The sequence below is a fragment of the Acinetobacter sp. TAC-1 genome, assembly GCF_029025845.1.
Lineage (GTDB): Bacteria > Pseudomonadota > Gammaproteobacteria > Pseudomonadales > Moraxellaceae > Acinetobacter > Acinetobacter guillouiae.
On the sequence record NZ_CP118892.1, the window covers coordinates 4,181,311 to 4,205,914 of the forward strand.

Annotated in this window: 29 protein-coding genes and 1 pseudogene; 16 read left to right on the forward strand and 14 right to left on the reverse strand. The window is 39.1% G+C overall.

Annotated elements, in window-relative coordinates; all coding sequences use genetic code 11:
* Positions 1 to 75: 75 nt before the first annotated feature.
* From miaB to ybeY, 3 genes are read left to right on the forward strand one after another with little or no spacing between them, the layout of a single operon-like run.
* Positions 76 to 1,530 (forward strand): tRNA (N6-isopentenyl adenosine(37)-C2)-methylthiotransferase MiaB, encoded by a 1,455-nt coding sequence (gene miaB / locus PYV58_RS19470; RefSeq protein WP_004717965.1) that lies wholly within the window; start codon positions 76 to 78, stop codon positions 1,528 to 1,530.
* Between the two features lie 37 nt (positions 1,531 to 1,567).
* Positions 1,568 to 2,677 carry a PhoH family protein gene (locus PYV58_RS19475; RefSeq protein WP_004717967.1) on the forward strand — a complete coding sequence of 370 codons (1,110 nt, stop codon included), beginning with the start codon at positions 1,568 to 1,570 and terminating at the stop codon, positions 2,675 to 2,677.
* A gap of 9 nt (positions 2,678 to 2,686) precedes the next feature.
* Positions 2,687 to 3,172: an rRNA maturation RNase YbeY gene (gene ybeY / locus PYV58_RS19480; protein ID WP_034611699.1), complete on the forward strand. Its 486-nt coding sequence runs from the start codon at positions 2,687 to 2,689 to the stop codon at positions 3,170 to 3,172.
* 122 nt (positions 3,173 to 3,294) lie between these two features.
* Here the strand turns inward: ybeY and PYV58_RS19485 are convergent, their stop codons facing one another.
* Positions 3,295 to 4,146, reverse strand: coding sequence for a PHP domain-containing protein (locus PYV58_RS19485; protein WP_034611696.1), 852 nt, complete (start codon positions 4,144 to 4,146; stop codon positions 3,295 to 3,297).
* A 44-nt stretch (positions 4,147 to 4,190) separates the two neighbouring features.
* Here PYV58_RS19485 and PYV58_RS19490 point away from each other — a divergent pair, with 44 nt between their 5' ends.
* The 4 genes from PYV58_RS19490 to mnmC all read left to right on the forward strand — a co-directional run bounded on the left by PYV58_RS19490 (position 4,191) and on the right by mnmC (position 7,687).
* Entirely contained in the window at positions 4,191 to 4,805 is a 615-nt protein-coding gene (locus tag PYV58_RS19490; RefSeq protein ID WP_004717972.1) for an inner membrane-spanning protein YciB, read from the forward strand.
* 26 nt (positions 4,806 to 4,831) lie between these two features.
* Positions 4,832 to 5,134 (forward strand): YciI family protein, encoded by a 303-nt coding sequence (locus tag PYV58_RS19495; RefSeq protein WP_034611693.1) that lies wholly within the window; start codon positions 4,832 to 4,834, stop codon positions 5,132 to 5,134.
* A 4-nt stretch (positions 5,135 to 5,138) separates the two neighbouring features.
* Entirely contained in the window at positions 5,139 to 5,660 is a 522-nt protein-coding gene (locus tag PYV58_RS19500) for a hypothetical protein (RefSeq protein ID WP_004717976.1), read from the forward strand.
* Between the two features lie 98 nt (positions 5,661 to 5,758).
* Positions 5,759 to 7,687: an FAD-dependent 5-carboxymethylaminomethyl-2-thiouridine(34) oxidoreductase MnmC gene (mnmC, locus tag PYV58_RS19505; RefSeq protein WP_034611691.1), complete on the forward strand. Its 1,929-nt coding sequence runs from the start codon at positions 5,759 to 5,761 to the stop codon at positions 7,685 to 7,687.
* Between the two features lie 49 nt (positions 7,688 to 7,736).
* Here mnmC and PYV58_RS19510 read toward each other — a convergent pair whose 3' ends face one another.
* Positions 7,737 to 8,051 carry a rhodanese-like domain-containing protein gene (locus PYV58_RS19510; RefSeq protein ID WP_004717980.1) on the reverse strand — a complete coding sequence of 105 codons (315 nt, stop codon included), beginning with the start codon at positions 8,049 to 8,051 and terminating at the stop codon, positions 7,737 to 7,739.
* A 91-nt stretch (positions 8,052 to 8,142) separates the two neighbouring features.
* Here PYV58_RS19510 and PYV58_RS19515 point away from each other — a divergent pair, with 91 nt between their 5' ends.
* From PYV58_RS19515 to PYV58_RS19525, 3 genes are all read left to right on the forward strand, one after another.
* The gene (locus PYV58_RS19515) at positions 8,143 to 8,631 is read left to right on the forward strand and encodes a YajQ family cyclic di-GMP-binding protein (RefSeq protein WP_004717983.1); all 489 of its coding nucleotides are present in this window, start codon (positions 8,143 to 8,145) and stop codon (positions 8,629 to 8,631) included.
* Positions 8,632 to 8,659: 28 nt separating this feature from the next.
* A complete protein-coding gene (locus PYV58_RS19520; protein ID WP_004717985.1) occupies positions 8,660 to 9,163 on the forward strand; it encodes a DUF4442 domain-containing protein in 504 nt (167 codons plus the stop codon).
* A 171-nt stretch (positions 9,164 to 9,334) separates the two neighbouring features.
* Positions 9,335 to 9,856, forward strand: a complete 522-nt coding sequence (locus PYV58_RS19525) for a nuclear transport factor 2 family protein (protein WP_034611690.1) — start codon at positions 9,335 to 9,337, stop codon at positions 9,854 to 9,856.
* An 81-nt stretch (positions 9,857 to 9,937) separates the two neighbouring features.
* On the opposite strand, the gene PYV58_RS19530 is transcribed toward PYV58_RS19525, so the two are convergent.
* The 3 genes from PYV58_RS19530 to PYV58_RS19540 are packed head-to-tail and all read right to left on the reverse strand — an operon-like array spanning position 9,938 to position 11,709.
* Positions 9,938 to 10,360 (reverse strand): acyl-CoA thioesterase, encoded by a 423-nt coding sequence (locus PYV58_RS19530; RefSeq protein WP_004717987.1) that lies wholly within the window; start codon positions 10,358 to 10,360, stop codon positions 9,938 to 9,940.
* A 20-nt stretch (positions 10,361 to 10,380) separates the two neighbouring features.
* The gene (trxC, locus tag PYV58_RS19535) at positions 10,381 to 10,812 is read right to left on the reverse strand and encodes a thioredoxin TrxC (protein WP_034611686.1); all 432 of its coding nucleotides are present in this window, start codon (positions 10,810 to 10,812) and stop codon (positions 10,381 to 10,383) included.
* Positions 10,813 to 11,709: an alpha/beta hydrolase gene (locus tag PYV58_RS19540; protein ID WP_034611683.1), complete on the reverse strand. Its 897-nt coding sequence runs from the start codon at positions 11,707 to 11,709 to the stop codon at positions 10,813 to 10,815.
* A gap of 126 nt (positions 11,710 to 11,835) precedes the next feature.
* Here PYV58_RS19540 and PYV58_RS19545 point away from each other — a divergent pair, with 126 nt between their 5' ends.
* On the forward strand, positions 11,836 to 12,174 hold the full coding sequence (locus PYV58_RS19545; protein WP_004818831.1) for a TIGR01244 family sulfur transferase: 339 nt from the start codon (positions 11,836 to 11,838) through the stop codon (positions 12,172 to 12,174).
* A gap of 253 nt (positions 12,175 to 12,427) precedes the next feature.
* Entirely contained in the window at positions 12,428 to 12,949 is a 522-nt protein-coding gene (gene msrA, locus PYV58_RS19550) for a peptide-methionine (S)-S-oxide reductase MsrA (protein ID WP_004818830.1), read from the forward strand.
* A 115-nt stretch (positions 12,950 to 13,064) separates the two neighbouring features.
* Here the strand turns inward: msrA and PYV58_RS19555 are convergent, their stop codons facing one another.
* The 5 genes from PYV58_RS19555 to PYV58_RS19575 all read right to left on the reverse strand — a co-directional run bounded on the left by PYV58_RS19555 (position 13,065) and on the right by PYV58_RS19575 (position 16,814).
* A complete protein-coding gene (locus tag PYV58_RS19555; protein ID WP_004717995.1) occupies positions 13,065 to 13,469 on the reverse strand; it encodes a biopolymer transporter ExbD in 405 nt (134 codons plus the stop codon).
* A complete protein-coding gene (locus tag PYV58_RS19560) occupies positions 13,469 to 14,092 on the reverse strand; it encodes a MotA/TolQ/ExbB proton channel family protein (RefSeq protein WP_034611680.1) in 624 nt (207 codons plus the stop codon). Before PYV58_RS19560 ends, PYV58_RS19555 begins: the two co-directional genes overlap by 1 nt.
* 31 nt (positions 14,093 to 14,123) lie before the next feature.
* Positions 14,124 to 14,948, reverse strand: coding sequence for an energy transducer TonB (locus PYV58_RS19565; RefSeq protein WP_004818828.1), 825 nt, complete (start codon positions 14,946 to 14,948; stop codon positions 14,124 to 14,126).
* Between the two features lie 221 nt (positions 14,949 to 15,169).
* Positions 15,170 to 16,036: a formyltetrahydrofolate deformylase gene (gene purU / locus PYV58_RS19570; protein WP_016539263.1), complete on the reverse strand. Its 867-nt coding sequence runs from the start codon at positions 16,034 to 16,036 to the stop codon at positions 15,170 to 15,172.
* An 85-nt stretch (positions 16,037 to 16,121) separates the two neighbouring features.
* Entirely contained in the window at positions 16,122 to 16,814 is a 693-nt protein-coding gene (locus tag PYV58_RS19575; protein ID WP_034611676.1) for a TetR/AcrR family transcriptional regulator, read from the reverse strand.
* Positions 16,815 to 16,925: 111 nt separating this feature from the next.
* On the opposite strand from PYV58_RS19575, the gene PYV58_RS19580 reads away from it, so the two are divergent.
* From PYV58_RS19580 to PYV58_RS19595, 4 genes are all read left to right on the forward strand, one after another.
* Positions 16,926 to 18,374, forward strand: coding sequence for a coniferyl aldehyde dehydrogenase (locus PYV58_RS19580; protein ID WP_034611674.1), 1,449 nt, complete (start codon positions 16,926 to 16,928; stop codon positions 18,372 to 18,374).
* A 165-nt stretch (positions 18,375 to 18,539) separates the two neighbouring features.
* Positions 18,540 to 18,776 (forward strand): 50S ribosomal protein L28, encoded by a 237-nt coding sequence (gene rpmB, locus PYV58_RS19585; RefSeq protein ID WP_000048256.1) that lies wholly within the window; start codon positions 18,540 to 18,542, stop codon positions 18,774 to 18,776.
* A 12-nt stretch (positions 18,777 to 18,788) separates the two neighbouring features.
* On the forward strand, positions 18,789 to 18,944 hold the full coding sequence (gene rpmG, locus PYV58_RS19590) for a 50S ribosomal protein L33 (RefSeq protein ID WP_003654787.1): 156 nt from the start codon (positions 18,789 to 18,791) through the stop codon (positions 18,942 to 18,944).
* A 182-nt stretch (positions 18,945 to 19,126) separates the two neighbouring features.
* A complete protein-coding gene (locus tag PYV58_RS19595) occupies positions 19,127 to 20,845 on the forward strand; it encodes a cation:proton antiporter (protein WP_004718008.1) in 1,719 nt (572 codons plus the stop codon).
* A 263-nt stretch (positions 20,846 to 21,108) separates the two neighbouring features.
* Here PYV58_RS19595 and PYV58_RS19600 read toward each other — a convergent pair whose 3' ends face one another.
* The 4 genes and pseudogenes from PYV58_RS19600 to PYV58_RS19615 form a co-directional block, all read right to left on the reverse strand.
* Positions 21,109 to 21,387 carry a hypothetical protein gene (locus tag PYV58_RS19600; protein WP_004718010.1) on the reverse strand — a complete coding sequence of 93 codons (279 nt, stop codon included), beginning with the start codon at positions 21,385 to 21,387 and terminating at the stop codon, positions 21,109 to 21,111.
* Positions 21,388 to 21,495: 108 nt separating this feature from the next.
* Positions 21,496 to 21,999: a DUF6586 family protein gene (locus PYV58_RS19605; protein ID WP_004718012.1), complete on the reverse strand. Its 504-nt coding sequence runs from the start codon at positions 21,997 to 21,999 to the stop codon at positions 21,496 to 21,498.
* Between the two features lie 222 nt (positions 22,000 to 22,221).
* On the reverse strand, positions 22,222 to 22,473 hold the full coding sequence (locus PYV58_RS19610) for an RNA-binding protein (protein ID WP_004718014.1): 252 nt from the start codon (positions 22,471 to 22,473) through the stop codon (positions 22,222 to 22,224).
* Positions 22,474 to 22,673: 200 nt separating this feature from the next.
* Positions 22,674 to 24,551 (reverse strand): annotated as a pseudogene (locus tag PYV58_RS19615) (ATP-dependent helicase); the annotation flags it as partial.
* Positions 24,552 to 24,604 lie beyond the last annotated feature (53 nt).

A 24,604-nucleotide genomic window follows, 5' to 3' on the forward strand; every position in this document is an offset into this window, starting at 1 on the left:
CCTTTTATGAGTCTGTTAAAATAGCAGGCTTAGTACACATTCAAAATTCCCTTTATTCATAGGAAAGACGCCTCCATGACGGTTCAAACCTTCATTCCCAATGGTGCCAAAGCTGCCTCAGAAAACACTGTAACCCAGCCACAGCACACCCCAGCCGACGGTGCAGTAAAAAAACTGTATATCGAAACGCAAGGGTGTCAGATGAATGAGTATGACAGTCATCGTATGGCAGATCTTTTAGGCGACTCACACGGTTACATTTTAACCAAAGATCCAAGTGACGCAGATATCCTGTTAATGAATACCTGCTCAATTCGAGAAAAAGCCCAAGAAAAAGTATTTTCTGAGCTGGGTCGCTGGCGCAAATTAAAAGAAAAAAATCCTGATCTCGTCATCGGTGTTGGTGGATGTGTTGCTTCTCAAGAAGGCGACAATATTCAAAAACGTGCACCGTATGTCGATATGGTTTTTGGCCCTCAAACCTTGCACCGTTTACCACAAATGCTGGATCAGCATGTTGAGCAAATTGAAAAACCGAAGAAAGACAAAATTAAACTTGTAGATATTTCATTCCCTGATATTGAAAAATTCGACTTTTTACCTGAACCGCGTGTTGAAGGTTACAAAGCATTTGTTTCAATCATGGAAGGTTGCTCGAAATACTGTTCTTTCTGTGTAGTTCCCTATACTCGTGGTGAAGAAGTTTCTCGTCCTTTGGATGATGTCTTGGCAGAAATCGCTGGTTTGGCTGAAAAAGGCGTTCGCGAAATCAGCCTTTTAGGACAAAATGTAAACGGCTATCGTGGTGAAACTTTTGAAGGTGAAATTTGTACCTTTGCAGATTTATTACGTTTGGTTGCAGAAATTCCAGGAATCGGTCGTTTACGTTATACAACATCACATCCGCTCGAATTTAATGAAGATTTGATTCAGTGCTACCGTGACCTACCACAAATGGTTTCACATCTGCATTTACCAGTACAAAGTGGCTCAAATGATGTGTTACAAGCGATGAAGCGTAACCACACCATTGATGTCTATATCGAAAAGATTGCCAAACTGCGTAAAGCTCGTCCAGATATGCATTTATCTTCAGATTTCATCATCGGCTTCCCTGGTGAAACTGATGCACATTTTGAAGAAACCTATCAGTTTATCCAAGATTTAGACTTTGATCATTCTTATAGTTTTGTTTATTCAAAACGTCCTGGTACACCAGCGTCTGAATTACCTGATGACACCTCTGATGCAGTCAAGAAAGAACGTTTAGCCAAAGTTCAACACTGGATTAAGCAATCAAGTATTCGTAAAACCGATGCGATGTTAGGCACCATTCAACGTGTACTGGTTGAAAATGTTTCCAATAAAGATCCAAATTTATTGGTCGGTACAGCTGACAATACACGTTTAGTAACATTTGTAGGTGACGCCTCTTGGGTCGGACGCTTTGCAGAGATTGAGGTTACAGAGATTAAGACCCTAAATTTAGTTTATGGAGAACTCTTGAATCTTGAGCCTGACGTGGCGTAATGTAAGGGTATAGACTTTACTTTAAAAAGGATATCTCTTGACTGCAGCGATTCGACGTACAGTAGCTTTTCCAGGTATTTCAGTTGAACGTTTAAAAAGCATGTTAGGTGCTTATAACGGTCATCTGAAACAAATCGAACAACGTTTAAATGTCAACATTTCTCATCGCAACGATAACTTCTATATCGATGGTGATTTAGAAGCAGTTGAGAGAGCTGAAGGTTTATTGCAGCGTTTGCATGCAGAAGCTGAACTCTCTCAGCAAATCAGTGCTGATACGATTCATTTGATGATTCAAGGCAGCCAAACTGACCGTGAGTTACAAGACGACCTTTCAGACAATGAGCATACCGGTTTAGATGATGTCTGGTTGCAAACGCGTAAAGGTCGAATCAACCCTCGTGGTGCCAATCAAAAACGTTATGTACAACGTATTCTACAAAGCGATATTTCTTTCGGAATCGGCCCTGCAGGTACAGGTAAAACCTATCTTGCAGTCGCTGCTGCGGTAGATATGCTAGAACGTAATGAAATTCAACGGATCCTTTTGGTTCGCCCTGCTGTTGAAGCTGGGGAAAAACTCGGTTTCTTGCCGGGCGATTTAAGCCAAAAGATCGACCCATATCTACGCCCGCTTTATGATGCATTGTATGAAATGCTTGGCTTTGAAAAAGTTGCAAAACTGATTGAGCGCCAAGTGATTGAAGTTGCACCGCTTGCTTATATGCGTGGTCGTACATTAAATCATTCCTTTGTAATTCTCGATGAAGCACAAAACACCACCCCTGAACAGATGAAGATGTTTTTGACCCGTTTAGGTTTTGGTTCTCGTGCAGTGATCACCGGGGATATTACACAGGTCGATTTACCACGCGGGCAACAGTCTGGTCTTGCTCACGCATTGCGTATTATCGAAAAGATCAAAGAAATTCACATCACTCGCTTCCATTCCCGTGATGTCGTTCGTCACCAGCTGGTACAAAAAATTGTAGAGGCTTATGAAGGATGGGACAGTGAACAATACCGTTTAAGTGCTGAAGCACGTGCAGAACGTAAAGCACGTCAAGAAGCCTTAATTTCTGAAAATGATTCTGCCGCAGATGCTCAACATGAGGAACATACTGCTGCAAATCAGGAAAATGTTTAAGGACTGTTTTTGAAACTTAGCTTATCGTTACAACAAGCGTTTGAAGCACCAGAATTGGTGCTCAAACGTGTCTATGTAAAAAAAGTCATTGAAACAACACTACGTCATATTGATGTAGATCAAGATTGTGAAATCGGAATTGCGTGTGTTGATGAAGATGAAAGTCACAAATTAAATTTGGAATATCGTGAAAAAGACAAACCCACCAATGTATTGTCTTTTCCAAGTGAGATTCCAGAAGAAGTTTTACCCATGCTCGATGCATTACCCATCGGTGATTTAGTCATTTGCATCCCCGTGGTTTTACAAGAGTCGATTGAACAACAAAAAACACCGATTGAGCATTTCACTCATATGCTGGTTCATGGCACCTTACATTTAATGGGGTATGACCATGAAACTTCTGATGATGATGCTGAAGAAATGGAAGCACTCGAAATTGAAATCTTGAAAAAACTAGGCTTTGAAAACCCTTATACTGTTAAAGAAAGTTGATTTTATAATCAACTCCAAATCCCTCTGCTCTAGAGGGATTTTTTGTTTCATTCAAATGAGATGCCTTTCAAAAAACTGATCTCATTCAAAATCTAAGTATTTGAATACATCATCACGGTGTATTATCGGAAACTCTCCCAAATCCCAACTTGCCCTTCTTTGACACGTGGAATATTGCCTAATTTAATCCAAGGCATATTGTCACCATGGAAATCACTCCCCACAGAGACTTTTAAACCGTGTTCAGCAATCATTCGATCGACCATTTGTCGTGTTGAAGCGGGTTCCATTGCGGGTGGAAGCTCAACAGCATCACCACCATATTGTGCAAAGATTTCAATTAAATAACGGGTATTTGTTGCTGATAGATCATAACGTGTTGGATGTGCCAATACTGCAAAACCTTGACTCTCATGAATCACTTGAATGGTTTCTGCTAAACCTAAACCATCAAATTTCACATAGGCTTTTTTACCTTCCTTAATGTATTTATCAAATGCCTGCTGTGCGCGCTGAACAAAACCCTTTTCTACAAGGGTCTTGGCAATATGCGTCCGAGTAATCCGATCAGGTTCACCATCTACCTTTGCCACAACTTCTGCATAAATATCCTGATGAATCAAAGGAATTAGCAAATCACAGATTTGCTTGGCTCGCTCAGCACGAATTTTCTTCTGTTGCGTTAAAAGCTGTTGTAATGGTTCAGGATTTTGCATATTGAGCGCAACAATATGCACACCATAACTTTTTTTAGTCTCAGGTCTGGACCATTGACTAGAGATTTCTACACCTGAAATGATTTGAATTGGTTGATTTTTTGCAAATTGTTCAGCTTGTATTAAGCCATCCATGCTATCGTGGTCCGTCAATGCAAGTGTATGTATGCTTTTCTCGATGGCAGCTTGAACCAATAACTCTGGCGTCAGAGTCCCATCAGAAATATTACTGTGAGTATGTAAATCTATGCCTTGCATCTTTTATACTATCCCATCAACCTGAACAGACTAGATACTTTAACATGAAAGCACTTTTAGACTTTGTGCCCCTCATAATTTTCTTTTATTTATACAAAACGGTTGATCCTAAAAACACCGATCATCCATTATTACAATTGATCGGCTCAGCAGGTGGTGTAAATAACAACAACATTCTTGTTGCAACTACAGGTCTGATTATTTCAATGCTTGTGGTCTATGGTGCGTTATTCATTTTCCAAAAATTCCGTCTGGATAAACAACAATGGTTTGTTTTGTTCATGACCGTCATTTTTGGCGGAATCACCTTAATGTTGAGTGATGACTTCTATATTCGCCTGAAAGCTGCAATTTTGAATTTAGCCTTTGCTGGCGCGTTCTTACTCTCTCCCTATTTTGGTAAAGAAAAGAAGCCACTCATTCAAAGATTATTTGGTCCTGTTTTAAACCTGACTGAAAAAGGCTGGAAAAATCTAAACTTTGCATGGGCTGCAATGTTCATTGTCATGTCTTGTTTACATATTTTCTTCGCATTTTTATTTGCAGGTGGAAAATATTGGGGTGAATTTACAGCATTTGGTGACATGATCGTCATGTTTTCCTTTATTATTATCCAGTTTGTTATATTACGAAAACACTTTAAATCTACCGATGAATAAAGTGTTTTAGAAAATCGAGAAATATCATGCCATTATTTGTAATTACGTGTACAGATCAAGCAGGTACAGTAGAAAAACGTCTTGCTGTACGCCCACAACATTTAGCTCGACTCGAGAAGTTAGATGCTGAAGGCCGTGTCATCGTGGCTGGCGCGATGCCGATTGATCGTGAAAATCCACAAGCAGGTTTTTATGGCAGTACTTTAATTCTCGATTTTGACAGCCGTGAAGCTTTGGATGAATGGTTAAAAGAAGAACCTTTCTTAAAAGAAGGGATTTATAGTCATATTGATGTTAAACCATTCAATAAAGCATTGCCTAAGGGATAACATAATGCGCGTTGTCGTCCAAAGCTTACTTAGCCTGACTTTAAGTTCTTTTGTACTTTTATCACCTGTTGTATCGGCTGAGCCTACTCAATCTTCAGCGACTCAAGCAACGACGGCAGCGCCTACTCAGGCGGCCCAACCTGTTGCACCGCCAAAACCGAGTATTATTCCTGCTGTAGCAGGCGCAAATTCCAGTACCCAAACACAGGCGCAAGCACAAGAAAATAAACCGTTAACAGCTGAACAAATTAGCAAAGAAAAAGCATCTCAAGATGCCAAAGCTAAAGCTTTGGTTAAAGACCAAGCAACACGTTTACAGCAACTTGAAAAGGCCAATTTAGAAGCCCTTTCACAGAACCAAGAATTACAACTCAAAAATGACAATCTGGGTGTACAAGTTCAAGTTCTACAAAGTGAACAAAGTGCGCAAATGTTCTTATATGGTGCTGCGACCATTGCTGTTGGTGTTTTACTTGGCTTTTTAATCGCAAGCTATATCTATACCAAACGTCGTCGTCAGTGGTAAGCCACTGCTTCGACATTATGCTTAAAAAGTTTCACGCCATAACCTGATACTGCGAAATGTCAGGTTTTTTCATTTTAATTATCAAAAGGTAATCTGCTTTGTCAAATGCCATTCAAACTGCCGATTTAGACTGGCAATGTATTGATGGAATTGAAGTTCCAATTTCCAAACAATTTGGTGATGTCTATTTTTCTAAAGACAACGGGTTACTTGAAACCCGACACGTATTTTTGAATGGTAATGATCTTTCAATACGACTTGCAGATTTAGATGATTTTGAATACTTCTGTGTTGGTGAAACTGGCTTTGGTACAGGATTAAATATTTTGGCATTGTGGCAACTTTGGCACAATGTTCGTCCAGATAATCACAGCCACTTGCATGTGATCAGTGTAGAGAAGTTCCCCTTGTCTAAACAGGATTTAACCCGTGCGTTAAAGGTCTGGACTGAACTTCAACAATTTTCTGATCAATTGATTCAACACTATCCATTGCCCATCGCTGGTTGTCACCGTTTAAGCTTTCCAGAAGCCCGTTTTTCAATTGATCTTTGGTTAGGTGATGCACATGATGTATTTCCAGCAATGGTTAAAGCCCAACAAGTTAACGCATGGTTTTTAGATGGATTTGCCCCCTCTTGTAATCCAGACATGTGGGAAGACAAAGTTTTAAACAATATTGTCAGACTGTCAGATTTTGGAACAACTTTTGCCTCATTCAGCGTGGCAGGTGTGCTTAAACGGGGTCTAAAACAGCATGGAATCACTATTTCACGTCCGCGTGGTTTTGGTCATAAACGTGAAATGCTAAAAGCCATTTGGAATCCATCTGAGCAAGCAGTCGAAGAAAATCAATCTCAGTCAATGGACCTTGCAGCGCAAAACATTCAAAAAAAAATACGGAAAACTCAAAATAATTTAAATCAACGCCACATTGCCATCATTGGTGCTGGAATTGCAGGTTTAAGCTGCGCATGGGGATTTGCCCAAAGAGGACATCAAGTTACGATTTACGACCAATCAGCGCCTTTAGCAGGTGCTTCTGGTAACCCTCTGGCCTTATTAAATCCGAAACTATGCCCTATCGAGCAAAGTTCGGAACATTTAATGACCTTGGCTTGGCAACACGCCCTACAGCACTATCCAAAATTTCAGGCTTTTCGTCCTATTGCCGTTCAACAATTAGCACAAAAAAATGCTGAACATTTATTGGATTTAGCAGCACAATATCCTCAAGGTTTACTCAAAGCTCAAACAGCAGATGCTTTAGAGCCACAAACTACACTTGAGAGTTTACAGCTCACTCAAGCGGGTTCAATTTATCCCCAGCAACTCAAAGACCAAATCCTTGAACATCCACTGATTCAATTTAAACATGCTCACATTCATAGTATTGTTCAATCGAATTATCATCAATTAACACTACAAGATAGCCAGCACACAGATCTTGGTGATTTTAATCATGTGATTGTCTGTTGTGCCAAGGAAAGCCATGCTTTTTTTGAGCAGTTCCCGATACTCAAACCGATCCGTGGACAAGTCAGTTGGCTCAACAATGTTAAACATCGATTAGATCCGCAATATGCCTACAGTTATGGTGGCTACTGCATGCAGCTTGATGAGCAGCATTTGATTTTAGGTGCTTCTTTTTATCCCAATCGTGATGACACTGAAGTTTTGCTTGAAGACCATGTGCATAACTATGAACTTATCCACAGTGTGTTTCCACAATACGCAGAATCACTTTGCAAAGTAGATGAATGGCACGGGCGTGCTTCTGTACGAGCCCAAAGTCTGGACTATTTTCCATTACTGGGAAAAGTTGAAGCTGAGAAAGAGGTTTATACATTTTCTGGGCTGGGCTCTAAAGGTTTTTTATTTGCGCCCTTGTGTAGTGAAATATTGGTGGCTTTGGTCCTTAATCAAGCTTGCCCGATTCCCCAAAATTTATTGCAAAAATTAAATCCAAACCGCTTTCAAAAGAAAGTAAAAGCCAAAAAACCTTATTTTAAACCGATTCAATCATGATTCTTTTTTATTGATTATCTGTAATAAAAAAGCGCCTTTCGGCGCTTTTTTATGAACCCTGTTCTAATGGGAGACCTGCATCACGTGCTGCACGTGTTCCCCCCATAAGTACAACGTAATCACGAGAATCATCTAAACTCTCTAATTTTTCAGCAGCTCGAGGCGCTTTACTTCCACCACCACATAAAATGTAAATGGACTGATCCGAATTCACTTGAGTCAAGCTCTCAGCACTTAAACCATCTATAGGCTGATTTACAGCCCCTTTTACATGGCCTTCGGCAAAGGCTTTTGCATCACGAACATCCCAGATAACTGCATTTTCTGGGAACTCAAATGTTGTAATTTCTAATTTACGGATCATTGTGCACTCCTTTGATGTAAACAACACTTGGCAAATGAAGAAAACATCCCTAGCATCTCAGATATTCTTTCCATTTGTAAAGGTCTAAACTATGCCATCTTTCGATATTGTTTCAGAATTAGAGATTTTTGAAGTAAATCACGCTGTTCAAAACACACAAAAAGAAATTGCAACACGCTTTGACTTCCGTGGTCAGGACGTTTCAATCGAAATTAATGAAAAAGCCAAAGAAATTAAAATTTCAACTGAAAGTGATTTCCAGTGTGAACAAGTCTATAGCATGCTTGAAAATCATTTCTTTAAACGTAAAATCGATATTCAAGCCCTTGATCCACAAAAAATGACGGCTTCAGGTAAAAATATTGTGCAAGTGATCAAGCTTAAAGATGGACTTGACTCAGATACCGCAAAAAAAATTAATAAAGCCATTAAAGAAAGTGGCGTCAAAGTGCAATCTTCTATCCAAGGTGACAAGATACGTGTAACTGATAAAAAGCGCGATACATTACAGCAAGTTATGGCATTTTTAAAAGAACAACAATTCGGTGTACCTTTACAATTTAATAACTTCAAAGACTAAGGTCTTTAGCAACACTATAGGTTAAGACATGACTCAGACCAACCGTTTATCTAAACTTGTGAAAGCGACTTCTAAATTCCCTAAAGGCATTCGTAGTACGCTCTGGAGTAAGGCGTTTGGTCGAGTTGTGCCTATGGTGGGCACAGCCAATATTAAGTACCTAGAAGTCAGTCATTCAAAAGTTGTGGTGGAAATTAAAAACCATCGTGCTATGCAAAACCATATTGGACAATTACACGCTGTTGCAATGGCGCTGATTGCTGAAACAGCAACAGGCTTTGTCACAGGTATGAATGTTCCTGATAGTTCAATTGTATTGATCAAAAGCATGCATATTGAATATAAACGACCGTCTAAAGGTGATATGACAGCAACAGCGACATTGAGCAAAGAACAAATTTTAGAAATGCAAAGCTCTGAAAAAGGTGAAACGCTGGTTCCAGTCACCATTATGGATGAGTCTGGAAAAGAGCCTGTCGAATGCCAAATGGTATGGGCTTGGGTGTCAAAAGAACGCCTAAAAAAGAAATAAATACAAATCTGCAAATGTAAATAAAACTTACTGCTCAGTAAGTATAAAATTTACCAAAGTACAAATAATGAGTGACGATTATTCACTATATTCATGCTTATTTACTCATCAAGATGGTGTTATTTCCACCACCATCTTGAACTATTGAGATTTGAACTATAGAGGATAATCATGCGATCAGCTATGCCAAGAAAAATTATTGCACTCAGCCTCATTCTAAGCCCTATTTTGTTTCTCACTGCATGTGCCCAAAATCCAAATCACGTTGCTACTACTGCAACGGGCAACACATTAGCAGCGAATTCAACCACCCAACAAGCGCAACAAAATAAAGCTATTGTGACTGATTTTTATGAAGGTGTATTTCAAAAGCATCAAGTTAAAGCATATGCAGATCGTTATATTGGTGACCAATATATTCAACACAATCCGCGTGTTCCAGATGGTAAAGCGCCCTTTGTAAATCACTTTACCCAGTATTTCCAAAAAAATCCTGAAGCAAAAAGTGTAATCAAACGTGCTGTCGCAGAAGGAAATTTAGTATTTTTACACGTTCATTCAGCTCAAAATCCACAAGATCGTGGTGTTGCAATTGTCGATATCTTTAGAGTCGAAAATGGAAAAATTGTTGAACACTGGGATGTACAACAAGCTGTTCCAGAATCAAGCGCCAACAGCAATACCATGTTTTAACACAATATTTAAATCAAACGATCTAAGCGCCTATTCCATAAAAAAATCCCAAACAATGTTGGGATTTTTTATCTTGAGCATTTAAGCACTTTGTGAAGCTAAATATTTCTGCTTTACATCTTCAGGAATTTGGCGTTTATTTCCCGCAACATCTACAGCAACAAAAGTAAATACACCTGCGGTAACACGTTTGGCAGCACGAGAACTGTCATGACTATCCCAAACTTCGATCTGCATTTGAATCGATGTATTACCAACCTTTAAAAGCTTGGTATAACAACTGATCACATCCCCCACTTTTACGGGAACAAGAAAAGTCATCTGATTAATCGAAATCGTTGCACAACGCCCTTTACTAAAGCGTTCTGCATGAATTGCACCAGCCAAATCCATTTGTGAAACAATCCAACCACCAAAAACATCACCACTCCAGTTTGTATCTGCTGGCATTGCGATGGTTTGTAAAGACAGTGTACCTTCAGGTTTTACATGAGAATCTGACACAATAACTCCGAGCCCGTGAATTACTTATGGGCATTCAATTGTTGATCTAACCATTCTTGTAATTGGTTAGCACGTAACGCACCACTTATTCTAGCAACTTCCGTAGTTTTATTCATTAAAACCAAGGTTGGAATGCTGCGAATATTAAATGCACTACTTAACCGTGGATTCGCTTCAGTATCAATTTTAGCAAAAACCACATGAGGGTTATTTTTTGCAACTTCAGCAAAATGCGGTGCCATCATTTTACAAGGACCACACCACTCTGCCCATAAATCAATCATAATTGGCAAATCACTATGGCTGACAAAGTTACTGAAATTTTGTTCATTTAACTCGATAGGAGCAAGTGTAATCAAATTTTGATGACATTGACCACAAGTGGGTTGAGCATTTAATTTATCTTCGGGAACTCGGTTTTTTGCGCCACATGCTGGACATACAATAATCATCTAGCTCACTCCAATATGTTGATGTAAAAACTCTAATTGGGTCAAAATTGTTTTTTCCAACCATTTCCCATGATAAATATCAAAATGTGCCATATCCCATTCATGATATTGTACAAAAGGTGCAATATTTGTCGCCGTTTCCCGACTAGATTCAATCGGGATAAAACTGTCTTTTTTAGCCGCAATAAATAGCACAGGAATATTAATACTTCTGACGGTCTGAATTGGTCTAAAACGGATTAAATTAAAAAATACCCGTGCTGGAACTTCCCCACTCCAAAAGTAGTCGGGATTTACAATCGACATATAGCCGTTATAACTATCTTTGGTCGGAATAAAGCATAAATCAAAGGGGTGTACCACAGGTAAGGTTCGTGGAAGCATGCCAACTTTTGCCCCCATATAATCTTGACTAGATATTTTTAATGCCTTGGGTAACTGTTGAATTGGAAACAATTTTGCCGTTTCTGCTCCATCCACATAAGGCACTTGCACCATAATGGCTTGGACACTTTTTAGCTCACTTGCAAGACTAAGTACATAGCCGCCACTCAAAGAGGTTCCCCAAAGCACTATTTTTTTTGGATTAATTTTCTTTTGAGTTGCGACATAACTGACTACAGTTTTCCAATCATCCAATTGATTTTGCAGTGAAATTAGTTCACGAGGAAAGCCTGTACTTCCTCCCCAAAAACGATAATCAAACAGCACAACCGCATAGCCTGCCTGTGCAATTTTTTGCGCATAGCTCACCAACTTAAATTGTCTTAAACATGCAAATCCATGAGCCATAATAATAACAGCAGGTTTTTTTAGATTTTTAGGTCGATAAAAATCCGCCGCTATGACTTCTTGTCCAATGGGAATATATAGTGGTTCAACTGTATATGCGTACATACACACTCCATTGCGTTATCTTTTATAGATATTTCTTTTATAAATCTTTTATCGTTCAAACTCAGTTCTGAGCTTAATGCTATTATATATAGCATATTGGATTTTAAATCATATAGGAGTGACGAAATGAGTGAAAATGTTGGTTTTGCTGGTCAAATTGGTCCAGAACATATTGCTCAAGTGGCAGAAAAAGGCTTTAAGTCTGTAATGAATAATCGTCCTGATTTGGAAGGTGGAACGGAACAGCCTACAAGTGCTCAAATTGAAGAAGCTGCACGTGCTGCAGGTTTGGATTATGTATTTCTACCTGTTGTTGCTGGTCAAATCACAGAAGTTGATGTCAGAACCTTTGCCAACCGCTTTAACGAGCTTCCAAAACCAGTACTCATGTTTTGTCGTACAGGGAATCGTTCAAATAACCTCTATCAAATTGCAAAACAAATGGATTTATTAGACGACGAATAAATTCTCATGAATATAGAAGGCATTCCGTTGAATGTCTTTTGGTTCACCTTAAATAGAAAAGCTTAAGTTTTTACAGCAATTCGAATAGATTGCGCTTTTAAAATTTTGCAACAATTTAAACAGATCTGTTTAGTGAATCAAACAGCTATTGTACCTATGCTTAAATGGTTATATGACAAACTAAGCAAGTTCACGATATGATCTTTGGCATCGTTTCGTCTTTTCTATAATTTAAAAATAAAGGGATCTTCACATGCAACAGGCTCTATTTGGTGGTGGCTGCTTTTGGTGTACCGAAGCCGTATTTTTACAACTCAAAGGTGTCAATCACGTTGTCAGTGGTTATGCTGGCGGGCATACTCCCAATCCAACTTATGAAGCAATTTGTAATGGGGATACCAATCATGCTGAAGTGATTTTGATTGAATTTGATGAACAGCAAATCAATTATCAACAATTACTCACGGTTTTTTTTGCAATTCATGATCCAACTACATTAAACCGCCAAGGTAATGATATTGGAACACAATATCGTTCGGTGATTTATTACTTCAATGAGCAGCAAAAACTTGAATCTGAACAATTTATTGAGCAGCTCAAAGCAGATGGCTTAAATATTGTGACTGAACTCAGTCCAGCACCTACCTTCCATCCTGCCGAAGAATATCATCAAAACTTCTTTGCCCGTAATCCTGCGCAAGGTTATTGTAATTTTGCCATTCCACCAAAATTACTCAAACTCCATAGCCAATTTCAAGATCTTTTAAAAGACTAAGATCACTGACATACTTCACTTTATGCAATAACACTGAACTAACCCAATAGCCAAAATATCAACATAAAAAAAACCTCCTTAAAAGGAGGTTTTAAAATATTTGTAATTATTTAAATTAATTATCACTCATAAAGGCAAGATCATTTAATCCTGCTTCACTTGCACGAGACATCACTTGTGCAACGGTATCATAGCGAGATTCTTTATCCGCTCTCAACTGTACAGCTGGTTTTACTGGCTTTTGACCTTCTTCATCAAATCGTTTAGCCAACTCATCTAAAGTGATGACTTTATCATTCCAAGCAACATCGCCATTCTGATTGATACTGATGGTAATTGCTTCAGGTGGAGGCGCGATTACTTCAGCAGTGGTCTTTGGTAAAGTTAATGGTATCGATGGGTTAGCAACGGTGGCTGTCACCAAGAAGATGATCATCAATACCAACATAATATCGATCAGCGGAATGAGGTTCATCTCATTCATGCCAGAATCGTTGTCTTCTCCCAATTGAAAAGCCATTAAGCTTGACCTCCAACTAAACCTTTATTGGTAGATTCAGATTCAACTTTTTGCGTTGAAGAATCTTGTTGTAACATCGTATCAATTAACAAACCATGTGCTTGATCTTGCAACTCATTTGACAATGTACGGTTAAAACGTACGCAAATGTTATATGCCAATACCGCTGGAATCGCAACAGCAAGACCTAGACCGGTCATGATCAATGCCTCACCAACTGGCGTTGCAACTTGAGCTAAACCTGCTTGACCACTTTTACCTACAGCAACAAGTGCATGGAAGATTCCCCATACTGTACCAAATAAACCAACAAATGGTGCAAGTGAAGCAATCGTTCCTAAAACTGAAACACCTTTTTCAGCATTGGCCTTTTCTGCTGAGATTTGACGGAGTAACGCTTGTTCTGCAACCGCTTTACGTTGATCAAAGCTTAATGGCGCAAGCTTGGCTTTTAATGCTTTTAAAGCATGAGCAAGGTGATCCTGAGCAACCTGCTTGAGTTGACGCGTGCCTAAAATACGCAAAATGAACACAGTCCACGTTGCAATAGACATTGCCAATAACACGAAATACAGTGTCTTACTGACCGCATCAGCATGTTGCCAATAAACTGAAAAGTTCATATGCACATTTCCTAATTCTTAAAAAAATTATTTACTTTTTAGAGACCGACAATGCAAAATCTTGCCTAATTTTAAATGGTACACCCGCACCATTTTCTCTATAAGCTTTAAATTTTGCAGATTGAGTCTGCTTAACAACATAACTATCTAAACTTGAATTACCGCTAGATTGAAGAATACGGACATTGGTAATATTTCCGCCCGCATCCGCAGTAATTTCTAGATTCACAACCTTTGTTCCATCTTCTGGAGACATCAGTTTAAGTAATTGCTCTTTTGCGATACGTGGACTACGACTCCAAGACACCTGACCTTCATTTACATTACGCGGCGTGTTTCTTTGCTCTTGATCACGACGTTGACGATCGCGCTCATCTTGCTCACGTTTTTGACGATCACGTTCATCTTGTTCACGTTTCTGCTGTTCCGCACGCTTCTGATCATCTTGACGTTTTTGCTCATCTTGACGTGCCTTATCCTGCTTCTGTTGCTCTTCTAAACGCTTTTGTTCTTCAAGCTTTCTTGCCCGATCATCATTTTCTACAGGTTTTTTCTGCTCAATGATTTTTGGCTTAACCACAGGTTTAGGCTCAACTTTCTTCTCTATAGGTTTCGGTTGAACTTTAGGTTTGATGGGTTCAGATGGAGGAGGTGGCGGCGGTGGAACATCTTCTTTTAACTTTAAAAATTTGATTTTTAAAGGTTCTTTCTTTATTTGAGGCAGTTCAAATGGTTTCATATGACTTACCCCCCACAACACACCTACGTGCCCGACAACAACTGCTAACACTGCAGCAAGGACTTTTTTCTTCATCGGTGGTGGCGTTTGAAGTGGTGCAATGGAAGACTGACTCATAAGAATCTAAATACCTAAAATTGAGCAAACTACAAAAAATTATTCAGTTTGTAGATTAAGCTCATCGGATAGAACAATTAAAGTGCAACAATGATAAATGAGAAGTGTTTTCATTTGCAACTGGTTTTTCAATGTTTTTAATCGATTTTACAAATTAAAAATAAAAAAAGGATGCATAAAGCATCCTTTTTTACGACTCATATTAAATGAATATTCACATGTTATTGAAAAACAACAGTCTTATTGCCATCGACAATAATACGGTCTTCTAGATGCCATTTTACCGCTCTAGCAAGTACGTTACGTTCAACGTCTTGGCCTAATTCACGCAGTTGATCCACAGTAAAATCGTGATTTACTCGTTCTACATCTTGCTCAATGATTGGGCCTTGATCCAGATCAGCCGTCACATAATGCGCTGTTGCACCAATCAATTTAACGCCTTTTTCATAAGCCTGTTTATATGGATTTGCCCCCACAAAAGCAGGTAAAAATGAGTGATGAATATTGATCACTTTCATTTCCCACTTTTGTACAAACTCTTCATCGAGAATTTGCATATAACGCGCGAGAACCAGTAAATCATTCCCTTGCATTAACTCATCGATCTTTGTATAGGCTTCACGTTTATTTTCTTTGTTGACTGGAACCACATAGAAAGGGATACCAAAGTTTTCTACTGATTCGCGTAAGTCTTCATGGTTTGAAACCACTTGAGTAATTTCACAAGGTAAGCCACCACGTGAATGGCGCCACAACAACTCAAGCAAAGCATGGTCAACTTTAGACACCAAGATACCGACTTTTTTAATGTCGCTCACCAAAGCTAAACGCCAATGCATACTATAACGTTCAGCCACATTGGTTGCGAAAGTTTGAATGAGACTCTCACGACGGGATTGCAAATGATCAAGTTCAAACTCAACACGCATAAAATAACGCCCGCCCTGAGCTTCAGTTGCGTATTGATCAAGCGCAGTAATGTTCGCGCCCTGATGATACAAAAAGCTCGATACAGCTTGCACGATTCCTGGCTTGTCTTCACAAGTAATCAGTAGACGTGCTGTGTTGGCAGTAGTCATGTTCATGTTGATGGATATCACTTATAAGTTAATTTAAAAAACAGCCGAATATTTTAACGCTTTTTCATCAGCTTTCAATCTTGATTCAGCATCAATCGCGTTTTACCGCAGATAAACTGGCAAATAATTCCGAAGAACCGAAGCTTTCTAGCAAACGTTCATAGGTTTCACGACTTTCACCACGTAAATAAGGACCTTCTAAAAACACCATCTGGCGCAATGCTTGCCAAATCCATTTTTCATCTAAATGGTTGGAATCACTTAAATGCCCAGACATATATAAGAAGTTTGTCCAGTTGGTCAGGACAATCCAAATATTGATGATAAGTGCTTCAATTTCAGAAGGTGTCATCTGCATCAGCCCTGCTTCAACAAAGGCATGATAAATTTTTTGCCCTTGTTGCATCACCTTGCCAGCAAAGCGAGGATAAATTTTTCTAAAGTCGTCGTTATTTTCAATTAAATGATAAACATCACGATGTAGAAAGCGATATTCCCATAGCTGACTGCTTAAAACTTGGAAATAACGGATTTTATCATTCGCATTGACTCCACGGTCATCGGGTAATGACAGCATATCTAAAGTTTCTTTTTGGTATTGTTCCATCAATTCTTTGATGATTTCTTGTTTGTTTCGAAAATGATAATACAAATTTCCAGGACTGATCCCAAGCTCTGCTGCAATATGATTCGTTGTAACTGCACGTTCGCCGCGCTCATTAAAAAGTTGCAGACTAATCTGCAAAATTCGGTCTTTCGTTTTCAAAGTTTTGGAGCTCGACATCCTATTACCATTTTTAACCGTTAGCACAAGCTAACATAAAGTGACTTGACTATTTAGAGTATTTACTCTAAAAATTATATTATATTAACCTATTCGTAAATGGTGTTTGTCATGAACAGTCATACAAAAACAAATTCAATGACTTCTTACTCACCTGAAGTTCAACGTATGCATGACATTCTTGAACAACAGAAAGTCGCTTATCAACGCTACCCTGTTCCTACAGCAAAGGAACGTATTGAACGTTTAGCTCGCTTAAAGAAAGTTCTGGTAAAATACCAAGATCAATTTGCAGAAGCAATCAATCAAGACTACGGCAATCGTTCAATCAGCGAAACTAAAATTGGTGAACTACTCACATGTTTAGAACAAATTAAATATTATAGCAAGCATTTAACAGCATGGATGAAACCATCTAAGCGCCATGTGTCTATCTTACACCAACCAGCCAAAGCTTGGGTGCAATATCAGCCTTTAGGTGTGATTGGAATTATTGCACCATGGAACTATCCATTGTTGCTTTCTGTTGGCCCACTGATTTGTGCACTGGCTGCTGGAAATCACGCAATACTCAAAATTTCAAGTTCATCTTCTAATTTTGGCTTCGTACTTGAAAATGCTCTCTCAGAAGCATTTCCACAAGAATTGGTTGCGGTGGTGAATGGTGGTGGTCAAATTTCGGATGCATTTTCACATTTAACATTCGATAAAATCATTTTCACTGGCTCTACCAATGTCGGTAAAACGGTGATGTCTGCTGCTGCCGAAAATCTAGTGCCTGTTATTCTTGAGCTTGGTGGTAAATCACCTGTAATCGTACACCCTTCAAGTGATCTCAATCTGGTCGCTGAACGTATTGCTTTTGGTAAATTATGGAACTCTGGTCAAACCTGTGTAGCACCAGACTATATGTTCCTACCTCGAGGAAAAACTGCCGAGTTTATTGAAAGCTTTAAACAAGCTGCAACAACAATGTACCCGACGATTCGTGATAATCAAGATTACACCAGCATCATCAACGATAAGCAGTACAACCGTGTTCAAGGTTATTTAGAGGATGCACGTCAACAAGGCGCTGAGTTGATTGAAATCAATCCTCAAAATGAAGAATTAGCGAGTGTACGTAAAATTGCCCCAACATTCTTAACAGGTGTTCTACCGACAATGGACATTATGAAGAATGAAATCTTTGGTCCAGTGCTTCCGATTATGGAATATGATCAAATTGACGATGTAATTGACTTTATTAATGGCAGACCGCGTCCACTTGCTTTATACTATTTCGACTTTGACAATGCCCGCGCAGAATACGTTTCTCAACGTACCCATTCTGGGCATTTCGGTCAAAATGCCGTAGTTACCCATGTCGCACAAGACGATTTACCATTTGGTGGCGTTGGTGCATCTGGCATGGGCAAATATCATGGCCCAGAAGGTTTCTTTGGTTTATCACATGAGCGTTCAGTAATGTCTATTCCTAAGCTATTTAGCTTAAAATTCATATTAGCGCCTTATGACAAAGCCCTAAATAAGATTTTAGAGAAAACTTTCTTACGCTAACTGATCAAGGCATGATCTATCAAATTAGATCATGTTGCGTTTTGACGAATTCCGCTTGTCTTTTAAGCGGAATTTTGGTATAAAACGCCCCTTGAATGAATTCAATCCGTTTTATTTTGACTGGCCATACAGATTTGCTGTTGGCTAAATCAATGGAGTTACACCATGTCTAAGGTTTGCCAAGTTACCGGCAAGCGTCCAGTCGTTGGTAACAACGTCTCACACGCCAACAACAAAACTAAACGCCGGTTCGAGCCGAACCTGCATCACCACCGTTTCTGGTTAGAAAGCGAAAAACGTTTTGTACGTCTTCGTCTAACCACTAAAGGTATGCGTATTATCGACAAATTGGGCATTGAAAAGGTTGTTGCTGACCTTCGTGCTCAAGGTCAAAAGATCTAAGGAGTCTGAACCATGCGTGATAAAATTCGCTTAGTTTCTACTGCTGGTACAGGTTATTTCTATACCACTACTAAGAACAAACGTACTATGCCGGAAAAAATGGAAATCAAAAAATTTGATCCAAAAATCCGTCAACACGTAATCTTCAAAGAAGCTAAAATTAAATAATTTTAGTTTTCTTAAAAAATACGATCCATTTGGGTCGTTTTTTTTGCCTTTTTTTTCTTCGACTTGTTAAACTCTTTAGCGAATTTGGCACTGATTGTGCATTTTATATGGCTTTATACAAAGTCATTACCTTAAGAAATGATTTTTTGAATGATTTCTCCTGAAGATTTAAGGAGTATTTAGTGCCTCATGATGTAGATCTGATTATTTTACTTGCAGTTGGTTTTGGTATAGCCCTGATCTTTGGCTATATCGCTGCACGATTACGCCTGCCACCTTTGATTGGTTATTTAATTGCGGGAATTATCATCAGTCCCAATACCCCAGGTGTTGTTGCAGACATCGCGCTGGCCAATCAGCTTGCTGAATTAGGCGTCATGTTCTTGATGTTCGGTGTCGGGATGCATTTTTCCCTCAACGATTTAATGCAAGTCCGAAAAATTGCCCTTCCTGGTGCAATTTTACAAATCGCAGTTGCGACATTACTGGGTATGGCAGTTTCCATCTTTTGGGGCTGGAGCTTTGGCTCTGCACTGGTCTTTGGCTTAAGTTTATCCTGTGCAAGTACGGTGGTTTTACTCAAAGCATTAGGTGACAAGGGACTGCTTAACTCTGTGAATGGTAAGATTGCCGTTGGCTGGTTGCTGGTCGAAGATCTGGTCATGGTTTTAGTCTTGGTTCTACTGCCTGCAACAGCCGTACTTTTAGGCGGACATCCTATTGCAGGACATGAATCTGATCAAAACATCTGGTTAACACTCGGCATTACCCTGTTAAAAGTAACTGGTTTTATCGCCTTTATGCTCATCATTGGGAAACGTCTTGTGCCAATGATTATGCAATATGTGGCACGTTTAGGTTCTAGAGAGCTTTTTACTTTAACCGTGGTCGCAGCAGCAGTTTCAATTGCTTATGGCTCATACGCAATCTTCGGTGTTTCTATGGCACTTGGAGCGTTCTTTGCCGGAATGGTGGTTAAAGAGTCAGATTTTAGTCATCGTGCAGAAGAAGAAACCTTACCTTTACGCGAAATTTTTTCGATTTTGTTCTTCGTTTCTGTCGGAATGTTATTTGATCCACGTATTATTGTGGAACAGCCTCTGCATATTTTAGCAGTCATTGCCATTATTATGATTGGTAAGACGCTGGCTGCCATGGCATTGGTGTTATTTTTCCGTTATCCCATCAATACAGCATTAACAGTCGGCGCCAGTTTGGCACAAATTGGAGAGTTCTCCTTTATTCTGGCAACCTTAGGCTTGTCACTAGGATTACTTAGCCCTGAAGCGCAAAACTTAATCTTAGCGGGTGCTTTATTTTCTATCACCCTCAATTCATTTCTATTTTCTGCGATCGAACCTGTACAAAACTGGATCCGTGAACGTTCGCATTTGGCGCGCTTACTTGAGCGTAGCGGTGATCCATTGGCAATGCTTCCAGATGAAGTTGATCAAGCCTATTTACGTGATCAAGTGGTGATCGTTGGTCATGGTGAAGTCGGACGTCGTATTACCAAAACATTGATGGATGATGGCATCAAAGTGGTCATCGCTGAAGAAAACCGTGAAATTGTAGAAAATTTGCGTGAAAAAGGCATCGCTGCAGTTTCTGGCCGAGCAACTGAACCCAGTGTATTGATTCAAGCCCATATCCAACATGCACGACTATTGGTGATTTCACCGATGGATATTGTAGATATTCATAAAATTGTCGATACAGCCAAGCTGCTTAATCCAGAAATTCAAGTGTTAGTCTGTGCTGAAAATAAAGAAGAAGCTGAAGTGATCCGTAAAGACAATGTCGGTGAAGTCTATTATGCAAAAGAGGAAATGGCGAAAAACATGAGTAATCATATTTTAAACCAGATCCAAATTGCTCATCATCATGAACCAACACATTGAATTCGGCTCATTTTTAAAACGTAGATCTTTTAAAAGGCAGCTAAAACCACACGACTGTTCTTTGTAGACCTTGGAAAGTCGTGATGCTTCCATTATGTAATGGTATCGATAACCATGTTGGATGGGGGATCATCACCCCATCTAACAAAAGATTTAAAACTTCTAGAATTTGACGCCATTTGCGTATGTCAGGTTATTTGCCTACAAAGAAAAACGCACTCGAAAGTGCGTTTATTGTATTTATTCTAGAATAAATGAAATCACTAGCTCATAAATTTTGGTTGTTCATCAACAACTTCAGCATGCCATTCATCTGCCTGTTTTTCAAGTAACGCAAATAATGCAGCCTGAATCATCTGTTGTGCAATCGCTGGTGTTTGATCACCCAGTAGTGCTTTCACTTCTTCATTAAATTGAATAGTGACCAATGGCTCTTTTTCAGAACCTGCATTACGCAGTGCCAGCTCCCCACTTTCGAGCTGTACCAACTCCAAAATAGCTTCCTGATTTCCAAATAACTCTTTTAACTGTTCGATAGACATAAATCCTCCATGCTCAACATGGGGCAAGGTGCTGAATGCACTTTGCATCTTGTAGATATTTTATATAGTCATTTAAAACAAAATTTCAAGTATATCTGATCAAAAAGATCAGAATTCAACCATTTCATTACGAAAACCATCAATAAGTTGCGATAAATCTCGGTGCCACTCTCTTAAAATCTTTGTATCAGGCAACCAAGCTTGTGGTGTTTGCGTCACTTTAATAATTAAGTTTGATGATGTTTCATCCTCTGGTTCTGGCGCACTTGGTTCAGGTGCATATTGACAAAGTCGATATGCTCTTTTGAGTTCAGCAATAAATCCTTCTTTGGCTAATTTTTGCATCACTAAAACTTCTGGTGAGACTTGTCCTTTAGCCGCCATATTTTCTTCGATTGACTTTAAGGTTGGGGAAAAATCATTTAAACGGTAATAACGTACCAACTCTTGCAGAAATGCTAAAACCGCGCCATGTAAATGAAATACTGCTGCTTCACGATGTGCTTGAGCTTGTTGAACATTTTCAGTTTGTTCTCCCTGCATACATGCAAGACGAGCAAAATAAAGTTTTTGATTGGTACGGTCTGCATGAAAGCGAGCTACACGTGACATGGAAGTTCCCTAAGATTTTGGCATTCTTTACAGTCTTAGCTTAATCTTTATTGAACAAAAATCACAATGAATTTTATCCATGTTGTATGTCAATAAAATAGATAGCGCTCTTTTTTGCAAAAATATCAATTTAAGTTTTTATTTTTATCATGGTTTGACGAGATTATTTAAATACTAAAATAAAAAAAAGGAGCAATAAATGCTCCTTAGACTATCTGCCAATTATGCTTCTGGCTTATCTTCCGCTGCTTTTACACGAATTCCATGACCATGTAAGCGCAAGGTATTTAAACCTTTAATCGCTTTAACTGCTTCTCTACCATGTGGCATTTCAACAAAAGCAAAACCTTTCGATTTACCTGTTGCCGCATCAAGTACTAAAGTACAAGTATCTACTGTACCGTATTGCTTAAATAACTCTAACAATTCAGCTTCAGTTACAGTACGTTCTAAATTACGAACTAAAATTTTCATCTCACAACCTTAAAATATAAACGAGGCAAAAAACATCAAAAAGCACTCGCCTACCTACTTTTTGAATGAAAAACGATTGCTATAGTTTAATCTAGATCTATACCAAAATCTAAATTAATCGCCCGACGTTCGATTAAGGCACTTTTTACAGTTTGCTCTCGCTGTCTATAGTGGGTTTCTGTGCTACATAAATTTCGAGTTAAATCATTGAGAAAATAACTTTCAATCTTACGACCTTGTTCATCTGTTTGCGTATGTGCCCAAAAACTTAAATTTTGTTTGGTTAGAATAAGTTCATTTTGCGCGCGTGTTAAAGCCACATAAAGTACACGGCGCTCTTCTTCAACTTCATCGAAATTGCCTTGTGCACGTGCATTTGGGTATTGCCCCGCAGAGACATTTGCCACATAGCAAACCTTTTGTTCTGTGCCTTTAGCAGAATGGATGGTAATTAAAGTCACCACATCATCTTGCGACTGACGCTCAATTTCACTGATTGAAACAGGGTCAAGTACATATTCTTCTAAGAACTCGCTCAGTTGGGTATGTTTAGACGCCAATTGCTTGACCAGATCAAAATCCCCCACCCGTTTATGCCAATCTTTTTTGGCATAATTTTCTTCAAGCTGATTGAGAATAGCCTCTACACCGAGTTTTACACAGGCTTCAACTTCAGTTTTTAGCACACTCATTTGCTTCATAATCAGCAAGGTATTGTCAGGAATACGCCCAAACTTTTCTAATTTTTCTGTAATTTTTTCAATATCTGCATCAAGTAAGAGTTGTTGCGCCAGCTTACTCGCACCAACATCACCCACGCCATTCCATAAGGTTAAAAACCGCATCCACGCAATATCATCCAATGGATTGGCAATAACACGCAATAAGCTCAGTAAGTCTTTAACATGTGCTGTTTCAAGTAACTTCATCCCTCCAATAAATCGGTAGGGAACATTGGCTTGGATAAAAGCAGCCTCGATATGCCGTGCAGCAAAGGCTGAACGCACCAACACCATGTGGTCATTCCAAGCTGAACCTTCCAATAAATGCCGTTCTTTGATGTCGATCGCGATCCATTTTGCTTCATCAAACTCATTTGGAAAAACATGCATTCGCGGTTTAATGCCATCACCACGATAAGCTTCAAGTTTTTTATCGTAATGAATCGAACTTTGATCGAGTAACCAGTTTGAAAAATCTAAAATTTCTTGAGTAGAGCGATAATTTTTTTCTAATTTGAAAATCTCTGCATCTGGCACACGCTCTTTAAAATGGTGGATATTTTCAAAATCCGCACCACGAAAACCATAAATCGACTGTGCATCGTCCCCCACGCAGAACAGTGATGTTTTATCTTTTAATGGTTCAAGAATCGCCCACTGTAGAGGATTGGTATCTTGCATTTCATCAACCAGCATGTATTGACATAAGCCCGCAACATAATCCGCTAAACCATCGGACTGTGCCAAAGCAGACGCAACCACGGCGAGAATATCATCGTAATCTAGAAAACTACGTGCCCGCTTACGGATTTCGTACTCTTTCATGATTTCTGCGATTTGATCTTTATCGTCTAAAAACTCAGGCAGTTGCTTTTCTAAAGCCAAACTTAGTTTTTGCCGAGTATTACGTGCAAAGGAATATAAATCACAAAGCTGTTGTGGTTTGGGTAAGGCGTTGGGATTCTTTTTATCATCCTTTCCACGAATCAAACGGAACAACATCAATTGATCATCACGATCTATAATCGAAAATTGATCCAATCCAAAAGCTTTTGGCACACGTCTAAGTAAATACATGCAAAAGGTATGAAATGTAGATGCACGTAACCCTTTGGCCTGATCACCTAAAGCAAGCTCTACCCGCGCTACAATCTCACTGGCAGAACGGCGGGTAAATGTCAAAATTTGGATTTGATTGGCAGGAATGCCTTGATCAATGAGATATGCAGCTCGTGCCACAATGGTTTTGGTTTTGCCACAACCTGCCCCAGCAAGAACTAGACTATGTTTTGTTTCAGTCGTAGCAGCTTGTTTTTGTTGAGGGTTTAATTCATCAATCAGGTTGGCTAAACTCATTTTCACTCATCATTTTATGGATGGCTGCTAGTTTAGCAGAGCTATAGTGAAAT

What these genes read in the sequence shown, in the direction of transcription:
- miaB (WP_004717965.1), top strand. Translation starts at nt 76, where the DNA reads ATGACGGTTCAAACCTTCATTCCCAATGGTGCCAAAGCTGCCTCAGAA.
- PYV58_RS19485 (WP_034611696.1), bottom strand. Translation starts at nt 4,146, where the DNA reads ATGCAAGGCATAGATTTACATACTCACAGTAATATTTCTGATGGGACT.
- PYV58_RS19490 (WP_004717972.1), top strand. Translation starts at nt 4,191, where the DNA reads ATGAAAGCACTTTTAGACTTTGTGCCCCTCATAATTTTCTTTTATTTA.
- PYV58_RS19495 (WP_034611693.1), top strand. Translation starts at nt 4,832, where the DNA reads ATGCCATTATTTGTAATTACGTGTACAGATCAAGCAGGTACAGTAGAA.
- PYV58_RS19500 (WP_004717976.1), top strand. Translation starts at nt 5,139, where the DNA reads ATGCGCGTTGTCGTCCAAAGCTTACTTAGCCTGACTTTAAGTTCTTTT.
- PYV58_RS19510 (WP_004717980.1), bottom strand. Translation starts at nt 8,051, where the DNA reads ATGATCCGTAAATTAGAAATTACAACATTTGAGTTCCCAGAAAATGCA.
- PYV58_RS19515 (WP_004717983.1), top strand. Translation starts at nt 8,143, where the DNA reads ATGCCATCTTTCGATATTGTTTCAGAATTAGAGATTTTTGAAGTAAAT.
- PYV58_RS19520 (WP_004717985.1), top strand. Translation starts at nt 8,660, where the DNA reads ATGACTCAGACCAACCGTTTATCTAAACTTGTGAAAGCGACTTCTAAA.
- PYV58_RS19525 (WP_034611690.1), top strand. Translation starts at nt 9,335, where the DNA reads ATGCGATCAGCTATGCCAAGAAAAATTATTGCACTCAGCCTCATTCTA.
- trxC (WP_034611686.1), bottom strand. Translation starts at nt 10,812, where the DNA reads ATGATTATTGTATGTCCAGCATGTGGCGCAAAAAACCGAGTTCCCGAA.
- PYV58_RS19540 (WP_034611683.1), bottom strand. Translation starts at nt 11,709, where the DNA reads ATGTACGCATATACAGTTGAACCACTATATATTCCCATTGGACAAGAA.
- PYV58_RS19545 (WP_004818831.1), top strand. Translation starts at nt 11,836, where the DNA reads ATGAGTGAAAATGTTGGTTTTGCTGGTCAAATTGGTCCAGAACATATT.
- msrA (WP_004818830.1), top strand. Translation starts at nt 12,428, where the DNA reads ATGCAACAGGCTCTATTTGGTGGTGGCTGCTTTTGGTGTACCGAAGCC.
- PYV58_RS19555 (WP_004717995.1), bottom strand. Translation starts at nt 13,469, where the DNA reads ATGGCTTTTCAATTGGGAGAAGACAACGATTCTGGCATGAATGAGATG.
- PYV58_RS19560 (WP_034611680.1), bottom strand. Translation starts at nt 14,092, where the DNA reads ATGAACTTTTCAGTTTATTGGCAACATGCTGATGCGGTCAGTAAGACA.
- PYV58_RS19565 (WP_004818828.1), bottom strand. Translation starts at nt 14,948, where the DNA reads ATGAGTCAGTCTTCCATTGCACCACTTCAAACGCCACCACCGATGAAG.
- purU (WP_016539263.1), bottom strand. Translation starts at nt 16,036, where the DNA reads ATGAACATGACTACTGCCAACACAGCACGTCTACTGATTACTTGTGAA.
- PYV58_RS19575 (WP_034611676.1), bottom strand. Translation starts at nt 16,814, where the DNA reads ATGTCGAGCTCCAAAACTTTGAAAACGAAAGACCGAATTTTGCAGATT.
- PYV58_RS19580 (WP_034611674.1), top strand. Translation starts at nt 16,926, where the DNA reads ATGAACAGTCATACAAAAACAAATTCAATGACTTCTTACTCACCTGAA.
- rpmB (WP_000048256.1), top strand. Translation starts at nt 18,540, where the DNA reads ATGTCTAAGGTTTGCCAAGTTACCGGCAAGCGTCCAGTCGTTGGTAAC.
- rpmG (WP_003654787.1), top strand. Translation starts at nt 18,789, where the DNA reads ATGCGTGATAAAATTCGCTTAGTTTCTACTGCTGGTACAGGTTATTTC.
- PYV58_RS19600 (WP_004718010.1), bottom strand. Translation starts at nt 21,387, where the DNA reads ATGTCTATCGAACAGTTAAAAGAGTTATTTGGAAATCAGGAAGCTATT.
- PYV58_RS19605 (WP_004718012.1), bottom strand. Translation starts at nt 21,999, where the DNA reads ATGTCACGTGTAGCTCGCTTTCATGCAGACCGTACCAATCAAAAACTT.
- PYV58_RS19610 (WP_004718014.1), bottom strand. Translation starts at nt 22,473, where the DNA reads ATGAAAATTTTAGTTCGTAATTTAGAACGTACTGTAACTGAAGCTGAA.